General features: G+C 68.7%; 6 protein-coding genes and 1 pseudogene. 6 read left to right on the forward strand and 1 reads right to left on the reverse strand.

Annotated elements, in window-relative coordinates:
- The 6 genes and pseudogenes from AWC08_RS39105 to AWC08_RS18140 form a co-directional block, all read left to right on the forward strand.
- Nucleotides 1-1444, forward strand: a pseudogene (locus AWC08_RS39105) (PE family protein); the annotation flags it as partial.
- Between the two features lie 158 nt (nt 1445-1602).
- The gene (locus AWC08_RS18120) at nt 1603-2664 is read left to right on the forward strand and encodes a type III polyketide synthase (RefSeq protein ID WP_065132274.1); all 1062 of its coding nucleotides are present in this window, start codon (nt 1603-1605) and stop codon (nt 2662-2664) included.
- A gap of 5 nt (nt 2665-2669) precedes the next feature.
- Complete coding sequence (locus tag AWC08_RS18125) at nt 2670-8912, forward strand: SDR family NAD(P)-dependent oxidoreductase (protein ID WP_372513473.1); 6243 nt, start codon at nt 2670-2672, stop codon at nt 8910-8912.
- 17 nt (nt 8913-8929) lie between these two features.
- A complete protein-coding gene (locus AWC08_RS18130; protein ID WP_069432924.1) occupies nt 8930-15226 on the forward strand; it encodes a type I polyketide synthase in 6297 nt (2098 codons plus the stop codon).
- Between the two features lie 7 nt (nt 15227-15233).
- Nucleotides 15234-18251, forward strand: a complete 3018-nt coding sequence (locus AWC08_RS18135; protein ID WP_069432923.1) for a type I polyketide synthase — start codon at nt 15234-15236, stop codon at nt 18249-18251.
- Between the two features lie 153 nt (nt 18252-18404).
- On the forward strand, nt 18405-19466 hold the full coding sequence (locus AWC08_RS18140; protein WP_065133446.1) for a type III polyketide synthase: 1062 nt from the start codon (nt 18405-18407) through the stop codon (nt 19464-19466).
- Here the strand turns inward: AWC08_RS18140 and AWC08_RS18145 are convergent.
- Complete coding sequence (locus tag AWC08_RS18145; protein ID WP_142283653.1) at nt 19449-20732, reverse strand: cytochrome P450; 1284 nt, start codon at nt 20730-20732, stop codon at nt 19449-19451. The genes AWC08_RS18140 and AWC08_RS18145 overlap by 18 nt on opposite strands.
- Nucleotides 20733-20736: the final 4 nt, after the last annotated feature.

The following is a 20736-nucleotide window of genomic DNA, read 5'->3' on the forward strand; positions in this document are numbered from 1 at the left end:
CCCCTGCGCCGCCCGCCCCGCCGGGCGCGCAGGGGGGTGGCTGTTCGGCAACGGTGGGCCAGGCGGTCTGGGCGGTCTGGGCGGCACCGGTGGGGCCGGCGGCAACGGTGGCTTCCTCTTCGGTGACGGTGGACCGGGTGGGTCCGGTGGTGCTGGCAACGCAGCAGTCAACAACGGCATCGGCGGTCGGGGTGGTGCCGGGGGCAACGCCGCACTGATGTCCGGTGCTGGTGGCGCCGGAGGAGTCGGTGGTATCGGGGCCGCCGGGGCGGCCGGCGTCAATCCAGGACCAGCTGCCCCGAACGGCAGCGCACAGGGTGGCGCCCACGGGGCTCCCGTCGCGACCTCCGTGGTCGGTTCCGCGACCGCCACAAGCGGCGACGGTGGGCTCGGCGCCAACGGCAGCCTGGTGGGCCAAGCCGGCGGGTTCGGGGGGCAAGCGGGTGCCGCTACCGCCACCGGGTCCTCGATAAGCGGCGTTATTCCCTCACTTGCCGCTACGTCCGGAGGTAACGGCGGAGCGGGCGGCACCGGCGGCATGGGGGGTATGGGTGGCCAAGGAGGTCTTGGAGCCGACAACACCGCCACCGCGACCGCCAGTATCGGCGCCACAGCCACCGCAACCGGGGGCCTTGGAGGTACCGGCGGTACTGGCGGTAGCGGCGGCGACGGCGCCCTGGGAGGTGCTGGCGCCAACAACACCGCGGTCGCCGCTGCGAGTGGCAGCGTCGGTCAGGCTCGCGCGACCGCTGGGGGCGGTGTGGGTGGATCTGGCGGCAACGGTGGCATCGGCGGCAACGGTGGCACCGGTGGCGCGGGCGGCACGGGTACTGCCAGCGCTGCCGGTGGCACGGATCCCAACACTGCGAAAGCCATCGCCATCGCCGCCGGCGGGCTCGGCGGCACCGGCGGCGCCGGCGGAACCGGTGCCGACAACGCCGGCATGGGCGCGGCCGGTGGTGCGGGCGGGACGGGCGGTCACGCCGGGCTGTTGTTCGGCAACGGCGGCGTCGGTGGCGCCGGCGGGGCTGGTGGGCAGGGAGGGCTCGGCGCCATTGGCGGTGGAGGCGGTCACGGCGGCGTCGGCGGCAGTGCCACGGCCACCGCAACCGGTGCCAATAGTCAGGCCGTCGCAGTTGGCGGCGATGGCGGCGCCGGCGGTCAGGGTGGCACCGGCGGCGCTGGCGGCGGCGGCGGCGTCGGTGGTGCAGGCGGCGATGGTGGGTCGGGGGGCTGGTTCGGGCAGCCGGGCGATGGCGGGGCCGGCGGAGGTGCTGGGGCCGGCGGGCACGGTGGTGCCGGAGGCGCCGGCGGTGCCGGCGGGCAGGCTGGTGTGGGCGCGAGCGGGAATGGAAGCGACGGGCAAGTGGGCGCAGACGGCCAAGCCGGGGCTGACGGCCAGGCCGGTGCGGCCGGCGCAGGAGGCAGCCCCGGGCGGCGCTAGCTTGCCGTTATCTGGTGGACAGCAGGTGCGGCGCTGAGCGGCACGCTCCGTTTTTGCCGGTCAGGTTGGCCGCGACTAAACTTGCTGCTCTACGCGATTCGGTTGACTTTTCGCATGAACCATGTGGCCGCGATGTTCGTATCAAAGGGGTGGGACCAGTGAGTGTCATCGCAGGTGTCTTCGGCGCCCTGCCGCCCTATCGCTATTCGCAGCAAGAACTCACCGACATGTTCGTCAGCATTCCCGAATTTGCGGACTACGAGGACATCGTCCGGCAGCTACATGCCAACGGGAAGGTCAACAGCCGCCACCTCGTCATGCCGCTGGAGCAGTACCCGCGACTGAAGGACTTCGGTGAGGCGAACGACATCTTCATCGACAAGGCGGTGGACCTGGGCGTCGAGGCCCTGATGGGTGCGCTCGACGAGGCCGGACTGCGCCCGGAAGACCTCGACGTGCTCATCACCACGACCGTCACCGGTCTTGCGGTGCCGTCGCTGGACGCCCGGATCGCCGGACGGGTAGGTCTGCGCTCCGACGTTCGACGGGTGCCGCTGTTCGGATTGGGTTGCGTGGCGGGGGCCGCCGGGGTCGCCCGGTTGCACGATTATCTGCGGGGCGCCCCGGACGGCATCGCTGCCCTGATTTCCGTCGAGCTATGCTCGCTCACCTTCCCCGGCTACAAACCGTCGGTGGCCGGTTTGGTGGGCAGCGCACTGTTCGCCGACGGTGCGGCAGCGGTTGTCGCCGTGGGGGAGCGTCGCGCCGCGGAGATCGACGCCGGCGGACCGAGCATAGTCGACTCGCGCGGCCACCTGTATCCGGATTCATTGCGCACCATGGGATTCGATGTCGGCCCCGGCGGTTTCGAGCTGGTGCTGTCGAAGGACGTGGCAGCCGTGGTGGAACAGTATCTGCGGACCGACGTCACCGCTTTCTTGGCCGAGCACGGCCTGACCACCGCCGACATCGGCGCCTGGGTCACCCATCCCGGCGGACCCAAGGTCATCGAAGCAATCACTGAAACCCTCAAGCTGCCACCGGAAGCGCTCGAACTCACCTGGCGCTCACTGGGCGAGGTGGGCAACCTGTCGTCGGCGTCGGTGCTGCACGTGCTGCGTGACACCCTGGCCAAGCCGCCGCCCAGCGAAAGCCCCGGACTGATGATCGCCATGGGTCCCGGGTTCTGCTCCGAGCTGGTCCTGTTGCGCTGGCACTGAATGTCGTGAGCACTCAAGACGAGCTCATTGCCGCCCTGCGGAGATCACTCAAGGACAACGAGCGGCTCAAGCGCGAGAACCGCGACTATCTGGCCCGCGCCACCGAACCAATTGCGTTGGTGGGCATGGCCTGCCGTTATCCGGGCGGAGTGGACACGCCGGAGGGGCTGTGGGAGATGGTGGCCGCCGGCCGTGATGTGGTCACCGAGTTCCCCAGGGACCGCGGCTGGGATCTGGCGCAGTTGTTCGATCCCGATCCGGACGCGGTCGGCAAGTCTTACAGCCGCTCCGGCGGTTTCCTGACCGACGTCGCTGGCTTCGACGCGCAGTTCTTCGGGATCGCGCCCAGCGAGGTGCTGGCGATGGACCCGCAGCAGCGGTTACTGCTCGAGGTGTCATGGGAAGCGTTGGAGCGCACCGGTATTGACCCGCTGACCCTGCGCGGTTCGCCGACCGGCGTGTTCGCCGGGATCTTCCACGGCTCGTATGGCGGCCAGGGCCGGGTGCCCGGCGAACTCGAGCGCTACGGGTTGCGCGGGTCGACGCTGAGTGTGGCATCCGGTCGGGTGGCCTACGTGCTGGGCCTGGAAGGTCCGGCGGTGTCGGTGGATACCGCGTGCTCGTCGTCTCTGGTGGCGCTGCATCTGGCGGTGCAGTCGTTGCGGTCGGGGGAGTGCGATCTGGCCCTGGTCGGCGGGGTGACGGTGATGGCGACCCCGGCCATGTTCATCGAATTCAGCCGGCAGCGGGCACTTTCCGCCGATGGTCGGTGCAAGGCATACGCCGGTGCCGCCGACGGCACCGGCTTTTCCGAGGGGGCCGGTGCCCTCGTCGTAGAGCGGTTGGCCGACGCACAGCGGTTGGGACACCCGGTGCTGGCCGTGGTGCGGGGCTCGGCGGTCAATCAAGACGGTGCCTCCAACGGCCTGGCCACGCCGAACGGTCCGTCCCAACAGCGGGTCATTCGCGCCGCACTGGCCAGTGCCCGCCTGACCCCGGCGGACGTGGACGTCGTCGAAGGCCACGGAACCGGCACCACACTCGGCGATCCCATTGAGGCGCAAGCTATTGTCGCGACCTACGGCCAGGATCGCGACGAGCCGCTGTGGCTGGGGTCGATCAAGTCGAACATGGGCCACACGTCGGCCGCGGCGGGTGTCGCAGGCGTCATGAAGATGACGATGGCTATGCAGCATGCGGTGCTGCCCAAGACGCTGCATATCGACGTGCCCACCCCGCATGTCGATTGGTCGGCGGGTGCGGTGTCGTTGTTGACCGAACAGCGGCCCTGGCCGCGGTACGCGCGTCCGCGCCGCGCCGCTGTGTCGTCGTTCGGGATCAGCGGGACGAATGCGCACGTGATCCTCGAACAGCCCCCGTCGGTCGACGATCACGCACCGGGGCCCGACGACCGCGTGGTGCCGTGGGTCCTGTCGGCGCGTTCTGCGGACGCGCTTCTCAATCAAGCCCGCCGGCTGCTGGCGCAGGTCAAGGCCGGCGGCCAAAACCCGCTCGACGTGGGCTGGTCGCTGCTCAGCACCCGGTCGCTGTTCGAGCACCGCGCGGTGGTGGTTGGAACCGATGCCGCACAGTTCATGGCGGGACTGGCCGCGGTGGCGGCCGGTCAGCCCGGGCCTGCCGTGGTGACTGGCCGCGCCCGACCGGTGGGCAAGACGGTGTTCGTCTTCCCGGGCCAGGGCTCGCAGTGGGTTGGCATGGGACGCGAACTACTGGACAGCGCACCGATTTTCGCTGATCACCTGCAGCGCTGCGACAAGGCACTGCGGGAATACGTGGACTGGTCGTTGCTCGACGTCATCCGGTCAGTGCCCGGGGCGCCGGGTCTGGACCGGGTGGATGTGGTGCAACCGGCGCTGTGGGCGATCATGGTGTCGCTCGCCGAACTGTGGCAGTCCCTCGGTGTCACACCGGACGCGGTGATCGGCCACTCACAGGGCGAGATCGCCGCCGCCTACGTCGCCGGCGCGCTCTCTTTGGAGGATGCCGCCAAGGTGGTGGCGCTGCGCAGCCGGCTGCTGATGCAACTGTCCGGCGCCGGTGGCATGGCTTCGGTGGCGCTCAGCCCGGACCGCGCGCACGAGCTGCTGGCACCCTGGGCCGGCCGGTTGAACATCGCTGCCGTCAACGGGGTTTCGTCGATCGTGGTGTCCGGCGAAGTGGACGCCGTGACCGAACTGGTGCGCCGATGCGAGGCGGAGAACCTTCGCGCCCGCCGGATCGAGGTCGACTACGCGTCACATTCGTTCCACGTCGACGCCATCCGCGACGACCTCGTCGCGGCTATCAAGGACATCGCACCCCGCGCGTCGCCGGTGGCGTTCTACTCGACGGTGACCGGCGCGCTGCTGGACACCGCCGCGTTGGACGCCGACTACTGGTACCAGAACATCAGGGGCACGGTGCACTTCGCAGGCGCGGTACGCGCTGCATCCGACGCCGGTCATCAGGTCTTCATCGAGTCGAGTCCGCACCCGGTATTGATCGCCGGCATCGAGGAGACGCTGGGCGCGGAGCAGTCGGTTATCGTCCCGTCGTTGGGCCGCAATGACGGAGGGCTGCAACGGTTCTGGTTGTCGGCGGCGCAGGCCCAGGTGGCGGGCGTGGTGGTGGACTGGTCCTTGGTGTTTCCGGGGGCCCGCCGGGTGCCGTTGCCCACCTACGGATTTGTGCGCCGCCGGTACTGGCTGACCGAGTCGGGAGACAGCGACGTCCGCCGCGCCGGGTTGGTGGGTGCCGCACACGAACTGCTGGGTGCGGTCGTGGAGCGGCCCGATTCCGGCGGTGTGGTTCTGACGGGCCAACTCTCGCGTTCAGCCCATCCGTGGCTGGCCGATCACGGCGTGTCGGGCACCGTGTTGTTCCCCGGTGCCGGGTTCGTGGAATTGGCCCTGCGGGCCGGCGACGAGGTCGGTTGCCCGACGGTGCGGGAGTTGACTCTATCGACACCGCTGCCGCTGCCCGACGAGGCTGCGGTGCGCGTGCAGGTGGTGGTCGGTCCCCCCGATGAAGAGGGCCATCGGGAGATCTCGGTGTATGCCTGTGGTCCCGACTCGGAGTGGACGCTGCACGCCACGGGATCTCTGGGGACCGGCACATCGCCACCGCAGGCCGATCTGTCGGTGTGGCCGCCTGCCGGGGCCACGGCCGTCGACGTTGGGGGCGTCTACCAGCGATTGGCCGCCCGCGGCTACGAGTACGGCCCGGGCTTCCATGGCCTGCAGGCGATGTGGCAGTCGGCTGACCACCTGTTCGCCGAGATCGCACTGGCCGAAGGACTTACCACCACCGGGTTCGGCATTCATCCGGCCTTGCTGGACGCGTCGCTGCATGCGCTGGGGCTGGCCGCTGAACAGGACTCGACGGTGCTGCCGTTCTCCTGGCAGGGCGTAACGCTGCACGCCACCGACGCCGCCCGGCTGCGGGTCCGCATCACCCGGATGGGTGCGGATTCGGTGGCTCTGGAATTGGCCGATCAGTCGGGCCTGCCGGTCCTGACGGTGCATGACTTGGCTTTTCGCCCGATGGGCGCCCAGGTGCCGGCGCTGGAGGGGCTCGGCAACGCCGGCCTGTTCGTGATCGAGTGGACACCCGTCGCGCCGGCGGGCGCCGGCGACACGTCAGTGACGTTGTGGCAGTTGATGTCCGAGGACCAGCCACCGGCGTCGGTGTATGCGGCCACCCATGCGGCGCTGGGCCGGCTGCAATCCTGGTTGGTGGGTGATGACGGCGGGGTGCTGGTGGTGCAGACCCACGGCGCCGTCGGGATGGCCGGCGAGGACGTTTCGGACTTGGCCGGCGCGGCGGTGTGGGGCTTGGTGCGTTCGGCTCAAGCCGAGCATCCCGGTCGGTTGCTGCTGCTGGATTCCGACGGGTCACTGGACCCCAGCGAACTGATCGGTTGCGGTGAAACGGAATTGCTGGTGCGCCGCGGGGTCGCCTACCGAGCCCGGCTGAAGCCGTCCGGTTCGTCGGCGCTGCGGCTGCCCGTGGAGCCGACCGGCTGGCGACTGGTGACCGGAGGCGGGGGCACGCTGGACGACGTGCGCGTCGGCCGGCATGACCGGGGGGAGTTGGCCTCCGGACAGGTGCGGGTTGCGGTGGCCGCGGTGGGGGTGAACTTCCGGGATGTGTTGGTGGCGTTGGGCATGTATCCCGGCGGCGGCGAGCTGGGGGTCGAGGGCGCCGGTGTGGTGGTCGAAGTGGGCCCCGGCGTTTCCGATGTCGCCGTCGGTGACGCCGTGCTGGGCCTGCTGGGGGTGGTGGGCCCCGAAGCGGTCGTCGATCGGCGATTGGTGACCGCCGTACCGGCGGGCTGGTCGCTGCCCCAGGCCGCGGGCGTCCCGGTGGTGTTTCTGACCGCACTGTACGGATTGTCGGTGCTGGGTGCGGCCAAGGCCGGCGAGCGGGTGTTGGTGCACGCGGCCACCGGCGGAGTGGGGATGGCCGCGGTGCAGCTCGCCCGGCACTGGGGTTTGGAGGTCTTCGCCACCGCCAGCCGCGGAAAATGGGACACGCTGCGCGCCATGGGCTTTGACGACGAGCATATCGGTGACTCGCGGGCCCTGGACTTCGAGGAGAAGTTTCGGGCGGCCACCGGGGGAGCCGGCGTCGACCTAGTGCTGAACTCGCTGGCCGGTGAGTTCATCGATGCCTCGCTTCGACTGTTGGGCCCGGGTGGCCGGTTCATCGAAATGGGAAAGACCGATCTGCGCGAGCCCCGGGACGTCGCGCAGCGGGGGATCCTGTATCGCGCATTCGACCTGATCGAGGCCGGACCGGACCTCACGGCACAGATGCTGGCCGACCTGATGGCGCTGTTCGAGTCCGGAACGCTGACCCCGTTGCCGTTCACGACCTTTGACGTGCACCGGGTTCGTCAGGCTTACCGGTTCGTCAGCCAGGCCCGGCATACCGGCAAGGTGGTGCTCACTCTCGACCCGCTCGCCGGCGGTACCGCATTGATCACCGGCGGAACCGGAATGGCCGGTGCGGCGCTGGCACGCCATCTCGTGTCGCGGTACCGGGTCCCCAGCATCATGTTGGTCAGCCGGTCCGGTGCTCAGGCGCCGGAGGTCTCGAAGTTGGTGGGGGAGTTGCAAAGCGCCGGCGCGCAGGTGTCGGTGGTGTCCTGCGATGTGGCAGACCGTGACGCCGTCGCCGGGTTGCTGGCGCAGGTGCCGCAACGATTTCCGTTGCGGGCGGTGATTCACGCCGCCGGCATTCTCGATGACGGCTTGATCGCGGCGCTGACCCCCGAGCGGTTGGACGCGGTATTGCGCGCCAAGGTCGACAGCGCGTGGCATCTGCACGAACTCACCCGGGACGCGGATTTGTCCGTCTTCGTGATGTTCTCGTCGATGGCCGGCATCCTGGGCACCGCCGGTCAGGGGAACTACGCGGCGGCCAACAGCTTCCTGGACGGGCTGGCACAGCACCGTCGGGTGCGGGGGCTACCGGCCACGTCGGTGGCGTGGGGTCTGTGGGAGCAGGACAGTGCGATGACGCGCCACCTCGGCGACCGTGACAAGGCGCGGATGGGCCGGGTCGGCCTCGCGACGCTGTCCACCGGCCAGGCGCTGGCGTTGTTCGACGCCGCCATACACGCCGATCCCGCCGTAGTGACAGCGACCCGGCTCGACACCGCCGTGCTGGGCGACGACGCGCCCGCCCTACTCGGTGAGCTGGTCCGCCGCCCGATCCGAAGGACCGTCGAAGCGCCGGGCGCGTCGACAACAGGCCTGGCCGCTCGACTTTCCGGGCTCAGCGCCGACCAGCGCCACCGCGAACTCGTCGACGTGGTGTGCAGCAACGCGGCAACGGTGCTGGGCCGCTCCGGCACCGCCGACATCAGCGCCCAGCGCGCCTTTCAAGAGCTGGGTTTCGACTCGCTGACCGCCGTCGAGCTGCGCAACCGCCTCAAAACCGCGACGGGCCTCACGCTCTCGCCGACGCTGATCTTCGATTACCCCAACCCCACCGCGCTGGCGGAGCACCTCGACACTCGACTGTCCACCCCGGCGCCCCGGGCCGACCCGACCGCGCGCTTCGAGGCCATCACCCGAGAGCTAAATGACCTGGTTCGGCAACGTGATTGGGATCCCGAAGAACGAGCGAAGCTGGCTCACCGCCTGCGCGAGATCATGGCCGACCTGGCTCTCGATGACGACCTCGCCGCCGCCAGCGAAAGCGAACTCTTCGCCATCCTCGACGAAGAACTCGAATCCTGAGAAGCCAAGGAACATCAGTGGACGCCACCAAGCAGGTTGACTACCTGAAGCGCCTCACCGCCGACCTGCGCCGCACCCGCAGAAGGCTGTCCGAGCTGGAGGACAGGCTCTCGGAGCCGGTCGCCGTGGTGGGCATGAGTTGCCGCTATCCCGGTGGTGCGGAGTCGCCGGAAGCTCTGTGGCAGTTGCTGATCGAGGGCCGTGACGGGGTGTCGGACTTTCCGTCGGACCGGGGCTGGGATATCGACGGGATGTATGATCCCGATCCCGACGCGCTCGGTAAGACCTACACCCGGCGCGGAAGTTTTCTGCGGGATGCCGGAGACTTCGATGCCGGGTTCTTCGGTATCGGACCCAACGAGGCACTGGCAATGGATCCGCAACAGCGGGTGTTGCTCGAAGTGTCGTGGGAAGCCTTGGAACGCGCCGGCATCGATCCGGCCACGTTGCGCGGCAGCGCCACCGGTGTCTTCGCCGGGGTGATCCACGCCGGCTACGGCGGCGAAGTCAAGGGCGAGCTGGAGGGTTACGGACTCACCGGTTCCACGCTGAGCGTGGCGTCCGGTCGGGTGGCCTACGTGCTGGGTCTGGAAGGCCCGGCGGTTTCGGTGGATACGGCGTGCTCTTCGTCGCTGGTCGCCCTCCATCTGGCCGTGCAGTCGCTGCGTTCCGGCGAGTGCGACCTGGCGCTGGTGGGCGGCGTGACGGTGATGGCCACTCCCGGTGGCTTCGTGGAGTTCAGCCGGCAGCGGGCGCTGGCCGCCGACGGTCGCTGCAAGGCGTACGCGGCCGCGGCAGACGGCACGTCGTGGGCCGAAGGAGCGGGCGTGCTGGTGGTGGAACGGCTGGCCGATGCGCAACGGCTGGGGCACCAGGTGCTGGCGGTGGTGCGGGGTTCGGCGGTCAATCAGGACGGCGCCTCCAACGGCCTCACCGCGCCCAACGGCCCGTCGCAGCAGCGAGTGATCCGGGCGGCGTTGGCCAGCGCACGTCTGCAGGTGGCCGACGTGGATGTCGTCGAAGGCCACGGGACCGGCACCATGTTGGGCGATCCGATTGAGGCGCAGGCCATCTTGGCGACCTACGGCCAGGACCGGGCAGAGCCGCTCTGGCTGGGATCGATCAAGTCCAATCTTGGTCACTCGTCGGCGGCGGCGGGGGTGGCCGGGGTGATCAAGATGATCCTGGCCATGCAGCACGGGGTGATGCCGAAGACGCTGCACGTGGATGCGCCTACCCCGCATGTGGATTGGACGGCAGGCGCGGTGTCGTTGCTGACCGAGTCGCGGCCGTGGCCGGCGCCCGGACGGCCACGACGGGCCGGTGTGTCGTCGTTCGGGATCAGCGGCACCAACGCCCACGTCATTCTCGAGCAGGCGCCGGCACCGGAAGTCGTTGCACCAGAACCATTCACCGGGCCCGTTCCGTGGGTGCTGTCGGGACGATCCCCGGCCGCTCTGGCCAGTCAGGCGCAGCGTCTGATGGCGCACCTGCGCTCGTACCCCATGCAACGCCCGCTGGACGTGGGCTGGTCACTGGTGAGCACGCGGACGCTGTTCGAGCACCGTGCCGTGGTGGTGGGCACCGAACGCACGCAATTCCTGGAGGCGCTGGGCGGCGTTGCCACCGGCGAGTCGTCCGGGGATGTCGCCGTGGGCCGCGCCCGTCCAGCGGGCCAGACGGTCTTCGTCTTTCCCGGGCAGGGTGCGCAATACCTCGGCATGGGCCGTGGGCTTTATGAACGGTTCCCGGTTTTCGCCAAGTCCTTCGACGCGGCCACCGACGCGCTGAACGGACACCTCCGGATGCCGTTGCAGCAAGTGGTCTGGGGCACCGATGCGGCCCTGCTGGAGAGCACCGAATTCGCCCAGCCGGCGTTGTTCGCCGTCGAGGTGGCGTTGGCGGCGCTGCTGCAGTCCTGGGGTGTGGTGCCGGACCTGGTTCTCGGTCACTCGGTCGGCGAGATCGCGGCCGCGCATGTGGCGGGAGTGCTCTCGCTCGAGGATGCGGCGCGGCTGGTCGCGGTCCGCGGCCGGCTGATGGCCGCGTTGCCGGCCGGCGGTCTCATGGTCGCGGTGGCGGCCACGGAGGTGGAGGCGGCTGCGGAGCTGGGCCCCGGCGCCACCATCGCCGCGGTGAATGCTCCGGACTCCGTGGTGATTTCGGGTGAGCAGGCCGCGGTGGACGCAGCCGTGCAGGCGTTGGCTGCCCGGGGTCGACGTGTACACCGGCTGGCTGTCTCCCACGCTTTCCATTCGGCATTGATGGAACCTATCCGCACCGAGTTCGCGGCGGCCCTGGCCGAGATGATGGTGTTCGAACCGCGAATAAGCTTGGTGTCCAACGTGACCGGTCAACTGGCCGGCCCCGGATACGGATCTGCCGACTACTGGGCCGAGCACGTGCGTCAACCGGTGCGGTTCGCCGACAGCGTGCGGCTGGCAGAGTCGTCGGGAGCCAGGGTGTTCGTCGAGGTAGGTCCGAGCGGCGGACTGATGGCGCTGGCCGAGCAGTCCCTTGCCGGTGACATGGTGCCGGCCAGTCCGATGGGCCGGGACTGTGCCGAGGTCGAGTCGCTGCTGATCGCACTCGGCCGGTTGTTCACCGCCGGTGTCGCCGTGCAATGGCGCGAGGCGTTCGCCGGCCTCGGTGCTCAAAGGGTTGCCCTGCCGACCTACGGCTTTACCCGCCAGCACTTCTGGTTGGCCGAGTTAGGGGTGGGACCGACCCAGTTGGCCACCGTGGGCCTGGCCGGCAGCGGGCATCCGCTGCTGGGTGTCGTGGTGCAACGGCCTGACGTCGGCGGTGTCGTGTTGAGCGGCGCGCTTTCGCCAGCGGTGCAGGGCTGGCTGGGCGATCACGTCGTCGGCGGCGTGCTGCTGTTTCCGGGTGCGGGTTTCGTCGAACTGGTGTTGCGGGCTGGCGACGAGGCCGGTGCCCCGGTCATCGAGGAGCTGACCCTGTTGGCGCCCTTGGTGTTACCGGCTACCGGTGGGGTCCCGGTGCAGGTCGTCGTGGCTGACGCTGACGACGGCGGACGCCGTGGCGTCTGGGTGTATTCGGCCGCTAAGGACGGTGAGTCGTGGGTCTTGCACGCCGAGGGCGTCCTGGGCCCCGTCAGCATCCGGGGCGGAGCGGATCTGTCGGCGTGGCCGCCGGTGGGCGCGAAGCCGGTCGACGTTTCGGGTGTGTACGAGCAGCTGGCCGGGCGCGGCTACGGTTACGGTCGGGCATTCCAGGGTGTGCGGGCGGTGTGGCGGCGGGGACGGGAGGTCTTCGCCGAAGTTGCCGCGCCTGAAGGAGTTAACGTGCGGCGCTTCGGGATTCATCCTGCCGTGCTGGACGCGGCGTTACACGCCTGGGGGTTCGTGGAGGGCGGCGAGCAGTTGGCGTTGCCGTTCTCTTGGCAGGGGGTGACGCTGCACGCCGCGGGTTCGTCACGGCTGCGTGTCCGGCTGGCGCCAACCGGTGCCGGCTCGGTGTCGGTCGAACTGGCCGATCCCGCCGGGTTGCCGGTGTTGTCCGTGCGGGAATTGGTGGTGCGGCCGGTGTCCGAGCAGGCGTTGGCGGCGGCAGCGCCGTCGGGGGCGAACCCGGGCGGCGGACTGCTCGAAGTGGTGTGGACGTCGTTGCAGCACAACGGTGCTGATACCGTCGGCGTGCGGTCGGTCTGGTCGCCGCGGCCGGATGCGGAACTGCCAGCGGCGGTGTCCGGCGCCGTTCACGAGGCACTGCGGGTGATCCAGGAACATCTCAGCTCTGACGGGGTGTTGGCCGTCGTGACGCGCGGTGCGGTGGCGCTCCCCAACGAGGCGGTATCGGACTTGGCGGGCGCGGCGGTGTGGGGACTGGTGCGCTCCGCGCAGGCCGAGCATCCCGGCCGGATCGTGTTGATCGATTCCGATGATTCGGTGTCAGTGCAGGAGGCGCTGCGGCATCGGGAGCCGCAACTGGTGGTGCGGTCGGGCACGGTGTACGGCGCCCGGCTGGTGCGTGCGTCATCGCCGGTGCTGGAGCTGCCAAAGGGTTTGTGGCGGTTGAGGGCTGGTGCCGGAGGGACGTTGGAGGAGCTGACCGCACGGCACTGTGAGCGGGTGGAATTGGGCCCAGGACAGGTCCGGGTCGCGGTGGGGGCGGTAGGCGTCAACTTCCGCGATGTGATGCTGGCCTTGGGCATGTATCCCGGTTCCGGGGACTTGGGCGTCGAAGGTGCCGGTGTGGTCGTGGAGGTCGGCGCCGCTGTGACCGGGCTGTCGGTCGGGGACGCCGTGATGGGTCAGTTGGGTGCGGCGGCGTCCGAAGCGGTCGTGGATCATCGGATAGTGACCGCGATACCGGCGGGTTGGTCGTTGGCCACCGCCGCCAGCGTGCCGGTGGTGTTCCTGACGGCGCTGTACGGCCTGTCGGTTCTGGGTGGAGTCCGCGCCGGTGAGCGGGTGCTGATCCATGCCGGCGCCGGTGGAGTGGGTATGGCTGCCATCCAGCTGGCGCGGTACTGGGGATGTGAAGTTTTCGCCACGGCCAGCCCCGGCAAGTGGGATACGTTGCGGGCCATGGGTTTCGACGACGAACACATCGGCGATTCCCGGACGCTGGACTTCGAGGAGAAGTTTCGGGAGGTCACGCACGGCGAAGGGGTGGATGTCGTGCTCAACTCGCTGGCCGGCGAGTTCCTGGACGCTTCGTTGCGGCTGACGGCCCCGGGCGGGCGTTTCCTTGAGATGGGCAAGACCGATGTACGCGACGCGCAAGCCGTTGCCGAACAGCACCGCGGGGTCCGCTACCAGGCGTTCGACCTGTTCGAGGCGGGGCCGGACCTGATGGCGGCCATGTACGCCGAAGTTCTGGGACTGATGCGCAACGGTGCGCTGAAACCGTTGCCGATCACAGTTTTCGACGTGCGACGCGTGCAGCAGGCGTATCGGTTCGTCAGCCAGGCGCGCCACATCGGCAAGGTGGTGCTGACCGTGCCGAACGGGCCTGCCGGCGCGCAGTCGCCGCTGACCGGTGCCTCGGTGGTGATCACCGGCGGCACCGGGATGGCCGGCGCGGCGGTAGCCCGGCACCTGGTGGACCACTACGGCGTCGCGCACGTCGTGTTGGTCAGTCGATCCGGCCTGGAGGCCGACGGCGCCGAGGAACTGGTGGCCGGTCTGCAGCAGGCCGGGGCGCAGGTGACGGTCGCGGACTGTGACGTCACCGATCGCGCCGCCGTCGCCGCAATGCTCGGTCAGATACCCGGCAACGTCCCCTTGAAGGGCGTGTTCCATGCGGCAGGCGTCATCGACGACACCGTCATCACCGCGCTGACACCTGAGCGGCTCGATGCGGCGCTGCGGGTGAAAGTGGACGGCGCGTGGCATCTGCACGAGCTCACGCGCGATGCGAAACTGGCTGCTTTCGTCACCTTTTCGTCGCTGGCCGGGATCGTGGGCAGTCCGGGCCAGGCTAACTACGCCGCGGCAAACGCCTTCTTGGACGGGCTGGCGAGCTATCGCCGCGCACAAGGCCTGCCGGGGAACTCCATCGCGTGGGGCCTGTGGGAAGAGGTGAGCGCCCTGACCCGCCACCTCGAGGAACGGGATCTCGCCCGGATGCGGCAGGTCGGCTTGTCGCCCCTGCCCACCGACGATGCGCTCGCACTGCTCGATGCCGCCCTGCTCGCCGATCATCCGGTCGTTATTGCCGCCCGACTGAACACCACCGCGCTGACCAGCGACGCTGACCTGCCGCCGTTGTGGCATGAGCTTCTCACCCGTCCGAGCCGGCGCGTAATCGATGCCGCCGACACCTCGGCGGCGGCCAGTGGCATGGTCGAGCGGCTGCACACGCTGCCGCCCGAGCAGCGTCAGCGTGCCCTGACCGAGTTGATTTCGACGAGTGCGGCAACGGTTTTGGGGCATAGCAGCGTCATGGAGATCGACGGCCAGAAGGCCTTCCAGGAATTGGGGTTCGACTCGCTGACCGCCGTGGAGTTGCGCAACCGCCTCAAAGCCGCGACCGGCCTGACGCTTTCGCCGACCTTGATTTTCGACTACCCGACGCCCGCCGCGCTGGCCGAGTACCTCGCGGGCCAACTGGCCACCAGCGCACCGCCGCCCAGCGAACAACCGAACCTGCTGGGCCGCTTCAACGACATCAGCGCCGAACTCGACGCCCTTGTGCACCAGTCCGAGTGGACCGCCGAAGAGCGAACTCAAATCGCCACCAGGCTCCGCGGCCTCATCGTCGGGCTGACCGACACCGCTGAGGACGACATGACCGGTCCCAAGAGCGAGCTGCTGGCTCTGCTCGACGACGACTTGACCCCTTAGGGGCGCTGTGCAACCGACGGACATCGCCATCATCGGTCTGGCGTGCAGATTCCCTGGGGCCGCCGGCCCGCGCGGATTCTGGGAGTTGGTGCGGGAAGGACGTGAGGTCACCGAACCGCTGTCAGCGGTGGACGAATTCGACGCCGAATTCTTCAATGTGTCGCCACGCGAGGCGGGTGCCATGGACCCGCGGCAGCGATTAGCACTGGAGCTGACCTGGGAACTGTTCGAAGACGCGTTTCTCCTACCGGACACGCTGCGCGGCGGGCAGGTCGCGGTCTACCTGGGGGCAATGAGTGACGACTACACCCTGCTGACGTTGCGCGAGGCCGGCGAGGAGGTGGACCACCACGCATTCGCCGGGCTGAGTCGGGGAATGATCGCCAACCGGGTCTCGTATGCCTTCGGCCTGCGCGGGCCGAGCATGACCGTCGACTCCGGTCAGTCGTCGTCGCTGACCGCGATTCACGAAGCCTGCGCCGGCCTGCGTGCGGGCGCCTTCGCGATGGCGGTCGCCGGTGGTGTCCACCTCAACCTGACACCCGAAATTGCCCGACTGGAACAAGAATTCGGTGCGCTCTCGCCCTCCGGGCACACCTATGCGTTTGACCGGCGAGCCGACGGATACGTGCGCGGCGAAGGCGCCGGCCTGGTCTTGCTGAAGCCGCTCAGCGCGGCCGTGCACGACGGTGACCGCATCCATGCCGTCATTTCGGGCAGCGCCGTCGGCAATGCCGGATACCAGGGCGCTGGGCTCACCGTGCCGTCGGCCGCCGGCCAAGCAGATGTCGTGCGGCGCGCCCTGGCCGACGCCGGTCGGGATCGCACCGATATCGGCTACGTCGAAGCGCACGGCACCGGCACCGAAGTCGGCGACCCGGTGGAGGCCGAGGCGCTGGGCGCCATCTTCGGCGGCGGTGACCCGGTGGCTATCGGATCCGTCAAGACGAACATCGGTCACACCGGCGCGGCGGCCGGGGTCGCGGGTCTGATCAAAACGGTGCTCTCGATCGAAAACGGCTTCATCCCGGCAAGTCTCAACTTCGTCGGCGCGGACATCGATCTGGCAGCGCTGGGCTTGCGGGTGAACGGCACTCTGACGGCGTGGGAAGCCTGGCCCCGGCGCGCCGGAGTCTCGTCGTTCGGCATGGGCGGGACTAATGCGCACATGATCGTCGAACAAGCCCCCTCTCCCGAACCGAGCGGGGTCGCGCCGGCTGACGGGGTGACCGTGCCGTGGGTGCTCAGCGCACGCTCAGCCGAAGCGCTCGTCAACCAGGCGGGCCGTCTGGCCCGGCACTCCGGTAAGAGCGGGATCGCCGATGTGGGTTGGTCTTTGGCGACCACGCGCGCGCGATTCGGGCACCGGGCCGTGCTGGTCGGCCGCGACCGGGAGCAGCTGTCGGAGGCCGCGAGGGGTTTGGCGGCGGGCGTGCCGGGGTCGGGTGTCGTGATCGGCCGCGCCGGGAAACCCGGCACAACGGTGTTCGTGTTTCCCGGGCAGGGATCGCAATACCTGAACATGGGTCGGGAGCTCCACCACCGGTTCCCGGCGTTCGCCGCCGCATTCGACGCGGTCGTCGACGCCCTGGACCCACACCTGACATTGCCGCTGCGACAGGTGATCTGGGGTCAGGACCAGACTCTGCTGCAGAACACCGAATTCGCGCAGCCCGGCCTATTCGCGGTACAGCTGGCGATGGCCGCGCTGCTGCGTTCCTGGGGCGTGGAACCCGAGGTGCTGCTGGGTCATTCGGTCGGGGAGGTCGCCGCCGCCCAGCTGGCCGGGGTGCTGTCGCTGCCGGATGCCGCGCGACTGGTGGCTGTCCGGGGCCGGCTGATGGCCGGGCTGCCTGCGGGTGGGGCGATGGTTGCGGCGCAGATCGGCGAAGCCGAGGTGACGCCGCTGCTGGGGGAAAGTGTCAGCGTGGCGGCGGTCAACGCGCCGGATTCCGTGGTGTTGTCCGGGCCGGAGGCGGCGGTCGGTGCGGTGGTGAAGCGCTTGGTGGCCCAAGGCCGTCGGGTGCACCGACTAGCGGTGTCGCATGCGTTCCACTCGGCGCTGATGGAGCCCATGCTCGAGGACTTTGTGAGCGCACTCGCAGACCTGACCGCCTCGGAGCCGCGAATCAGCCTCATTTCCAACCTGACGGGCGAGCTGGCCGGCACCGGATATGGATCGGCGCAGTATTGGGTAGAGCATGCGCGCAAACCGGTGCGGTTCGCCGCCGGAATGCATACTGCCGCGAAACTGGGCGGCGGGGTGTTCGTCGAGGTGGGCCCGGCCGCCGGGTTGACGGCCGATCAGGACATTTCGGTCGTGACGTTGACGGAGGGACTCGCCGAACCGGAAGCCGCACTCACCGCCGCAGCCCGGATGTTCACCAGGGGAGTGCACGTCGAGTGGCCCGCGACCTTCGACGGACTGGGAGCACGGCGCGTCGACCTACCGACCTATGGATTCGCCAGGCGACGGTACTGGGCGGGCGCCCGCGACGACACCGCGGTTTCAGCACCCGACGCCGAACGGTTGCACGACCTCCGTCCCGACGATCAGCGTCGCCGGCTCGTCGAGTTGGTCTGCCACCATGCCGCCGCCGTGCTGGGCCATGCCGGCCGCGGCGACATCGAAGCCGACCGGGCCTTCCAAGACCTCGGCTTCAGCTCGATGAGCGGGGTGGAACTGCGTAATCGCTTGAAAGCGGAGAGCGCTTTGGCGGGATTGGCACTATCGCGCACCATGATTTTCGACTATCCCACTCCAATCGCCCTGGCCGAGCATCTGGCGCAACAACTGTCCGGCGGCTCCCACGCCGAATCCGAGGCGGCCGGGATTTGGTCGTTACTGCACACGATTCCAATCAGTGAGCTGCGGCGAACCGGTTTACTCGAGAAACTGGTGCTGCTGGCCGGCCAGCAGGAAAAGCCCATGTCAGGTGCTATGGACAGCGACGAAATAATCGACTCGATGACCCCTGAAGCCCTTATCGCGATGACCTTCGAGCACGGTGATGATAAAGGCTGACAACCCGTGCTGCGTACAAATATTCCTCACACAAATAAGACAGGTGTTGAATATCACCGTCTTTGCGGGCCTGCGGAAACCCAACTAAACTCTGGCATTTAAGAGTCTTTTCGGGGTGGGCTGTCCGACGAGCAACTGAATGAGGCAGGGTCAATGAGCGTTATCGCCGGGGTCTTCGGTGCGTTGCCACCACACCGATACAGCCAGAGTGAAATCACCGATCTGTTCGTCGAGTTTCCTGGGCTGAAGGAGCACGAAGAAATAGTTCGGCGTCTCCACAAGTCCGCCAAGGTGAACAATCGCCACTTCGCGCTGCCGCTGGAGCGTTACCCGTCGTTGAACGACTTCGGCGACGCCAATGAAATCTTCATCGACAAGGCGGTCGACCTCGGCATCGAGGCGCTGATGGGTGCGCTCGACGAGGCCGGGCTGCAGCCCCAGGACATCGACCTGATCGTCACCACCACCGTCACCGGTGTCGCGGTTCCCTCGCTGGACGCCCGGATCGCCGGGCGGCTCGGACTGCGCCCCGACGTTCGCCGGATGCCCCTGTTCGGCCTGGGTTGTGTGGCCGGAGCGGCCGGTGTGGCCCGCCTGCACGACTACCTGCGCGGCGCGCCCGACGGTGTCGCGGTGCTGATCTCCGTCGAGCTGTGCTCGCTCACCTATCCGGCGGTCGAACCCACGGTCTCCGGCCTGATCGGAACGGCGCTGTTCGGTGACGGCGCCGCCGCGGTCGTCGCAGTCGGTGACCGCCGCGCCGAGCAGGTGCACGCCACCGGACCCACGATCGTCGATTCGCGCAGCCGTCTGTACCCCGAATCCCTGGACATTATGGGTTGGGACGTCGGCTCCCATGGCCTGCAACTGCGGCTTTCGCCGGACCTGACCGACCTCATCGAGGCCCATCTGCCGGCCGACGTCGACGGGTTCCTCGCCCTGCACGACCTGACGCGCGACGACATCGGCACCTGGGTCAGCCACCCCGGTGGGCCGAAGGTAATCGACGCGATCACCAACTCACTCGAGCTTGCGCCAGAGGCCCTGGAGCTGACCTGGCGCTCCCTCGGTGAGATCGGCAATCTGTCGTCGTCGTCGGTGCTGCACATCCTGCGCGACACCATCGAGAAGCGGCCGCCCAGCGGAAGCCCCGGACTGATGCTTGCGATGGGGCCCGGCTTCTGCGCCGAACTGGTGCTACTGCGCTGGCACTGACTCGCGGACCTCGACCGTCAGGCCGGGCCGGGGGCTGAGCGCGGCGAAGTTCGCGGCCCGGATGCGCTGAGCGGGCAGTCGCAGCTCCGTTCTGGCGACCAGCCGGGCCAGCATCACCGTCATCTCGGTGATGGCCATCACCGACCCGATGCACCGGTGCAAGCCGCCACTGAACGGAATGAACTCGTGCGGAGCGGGTTTGCGGTAGTCCGGCGTCGCCGGATCCCATCGTTGCGGACGGAATTCGGTTGGCTCGGGCCATAACTCGCGGAGCCGGTGGGTGACGTAAGCGCTGAAGATGATCATCCGGCCCGCCGGGATCCGATGCCCGTCGAATCGCAGGTCGCGGATCACCCGGCGGGCCGAGATGACTCCCGGTGGGTACAGGCGAAGTGTTTCGTGCACAACGCCGTTGAGGTAGGTCAGGGCGGGAATGTCCGCCGCGGTGGGCGCTTGAACGCCGAGCACGCGGTTCACCTCGGCGTGGGCAGCCTCCCAGGCGCCCGGCCAGGTCAGCAGCGTGTACGCGGCCCACGCCAGTGCTGCGCTGGTGGTCTCATATCCGGCGGCGATGAGGGAGATGATCTGATCGCGAATCTCGTTGTCCTGCAACGTCTGGCCTTCCTCAGACCGTCCATGCAGGAGCGTCGTCAGCATGTGGTCGTCGGGTCGCGGGTGGGACCGGGCGTCGGCGATTTCGGCGTCCATCAAACCGTCGATGCGCGACCTGGCCGCCACCGCCCGCCGCCAGCCGGGGGAGTGAAGCAGCTGATGCAGCTTTTTAACCTGAGGCAGGTGATGGCTCAGGTCCAGTAGCGGCTGCATCTGCTCACCCAGGAAGTCCGAATATGCGGCCATGCGGGATCCGAACAGACTTTCCGCGGTGCTGCGCCGCACCGCCGAGCGGAATTCCTGATAGAGGTCCAGCCGTTGCCCCGGACGCCAACTGTCGATCATGGCGTCCACCGTGGCCACCATGGTCTGCACGTAGTCCTGAATCTGGCGGTGCCGCAATCCCGGCGCCACCACGCTGCGCCGGCGGCGGTGGTCCTCACCGTCGCTGACGATCAACGCGGTTGGGCCGTCGATCGGCACCAGATCCTGGAATGTCTCCCGCCAGCTGAACGAATCGGCGTTGGCGAAAACGAACTTGTTCGCCTCCGGCCCGAGCAGATAGACGAAACCGCGCCCTCCCACCCCGGCATTGATCACCGGGCCTCGGCGCCGGTACAGCGCCAGCAATGCTTCACCGGGTGGGTAGGACACCGGC

The organism is Mycobacterium gordonae, from assembly GCF_002101675.1.
In the GTDB taxonomy this organism is placed as follows: Bacteria; Actinomycetota; Actinomycetes; order Mycobacteriales; family Mycobacteriaceae; genus Mycobacterium; species Mycobacterium gordonae.

Excerpts from the sequence above, each read along its gene's own strand:
- AWC08_RS18140 (WP_065133446.1), top strand. The coding sequence starts at position 18,405 with ATGAGCGTTATCGCCGGGGTCTTCGGTGCGTTGCCACCACACCGATAC.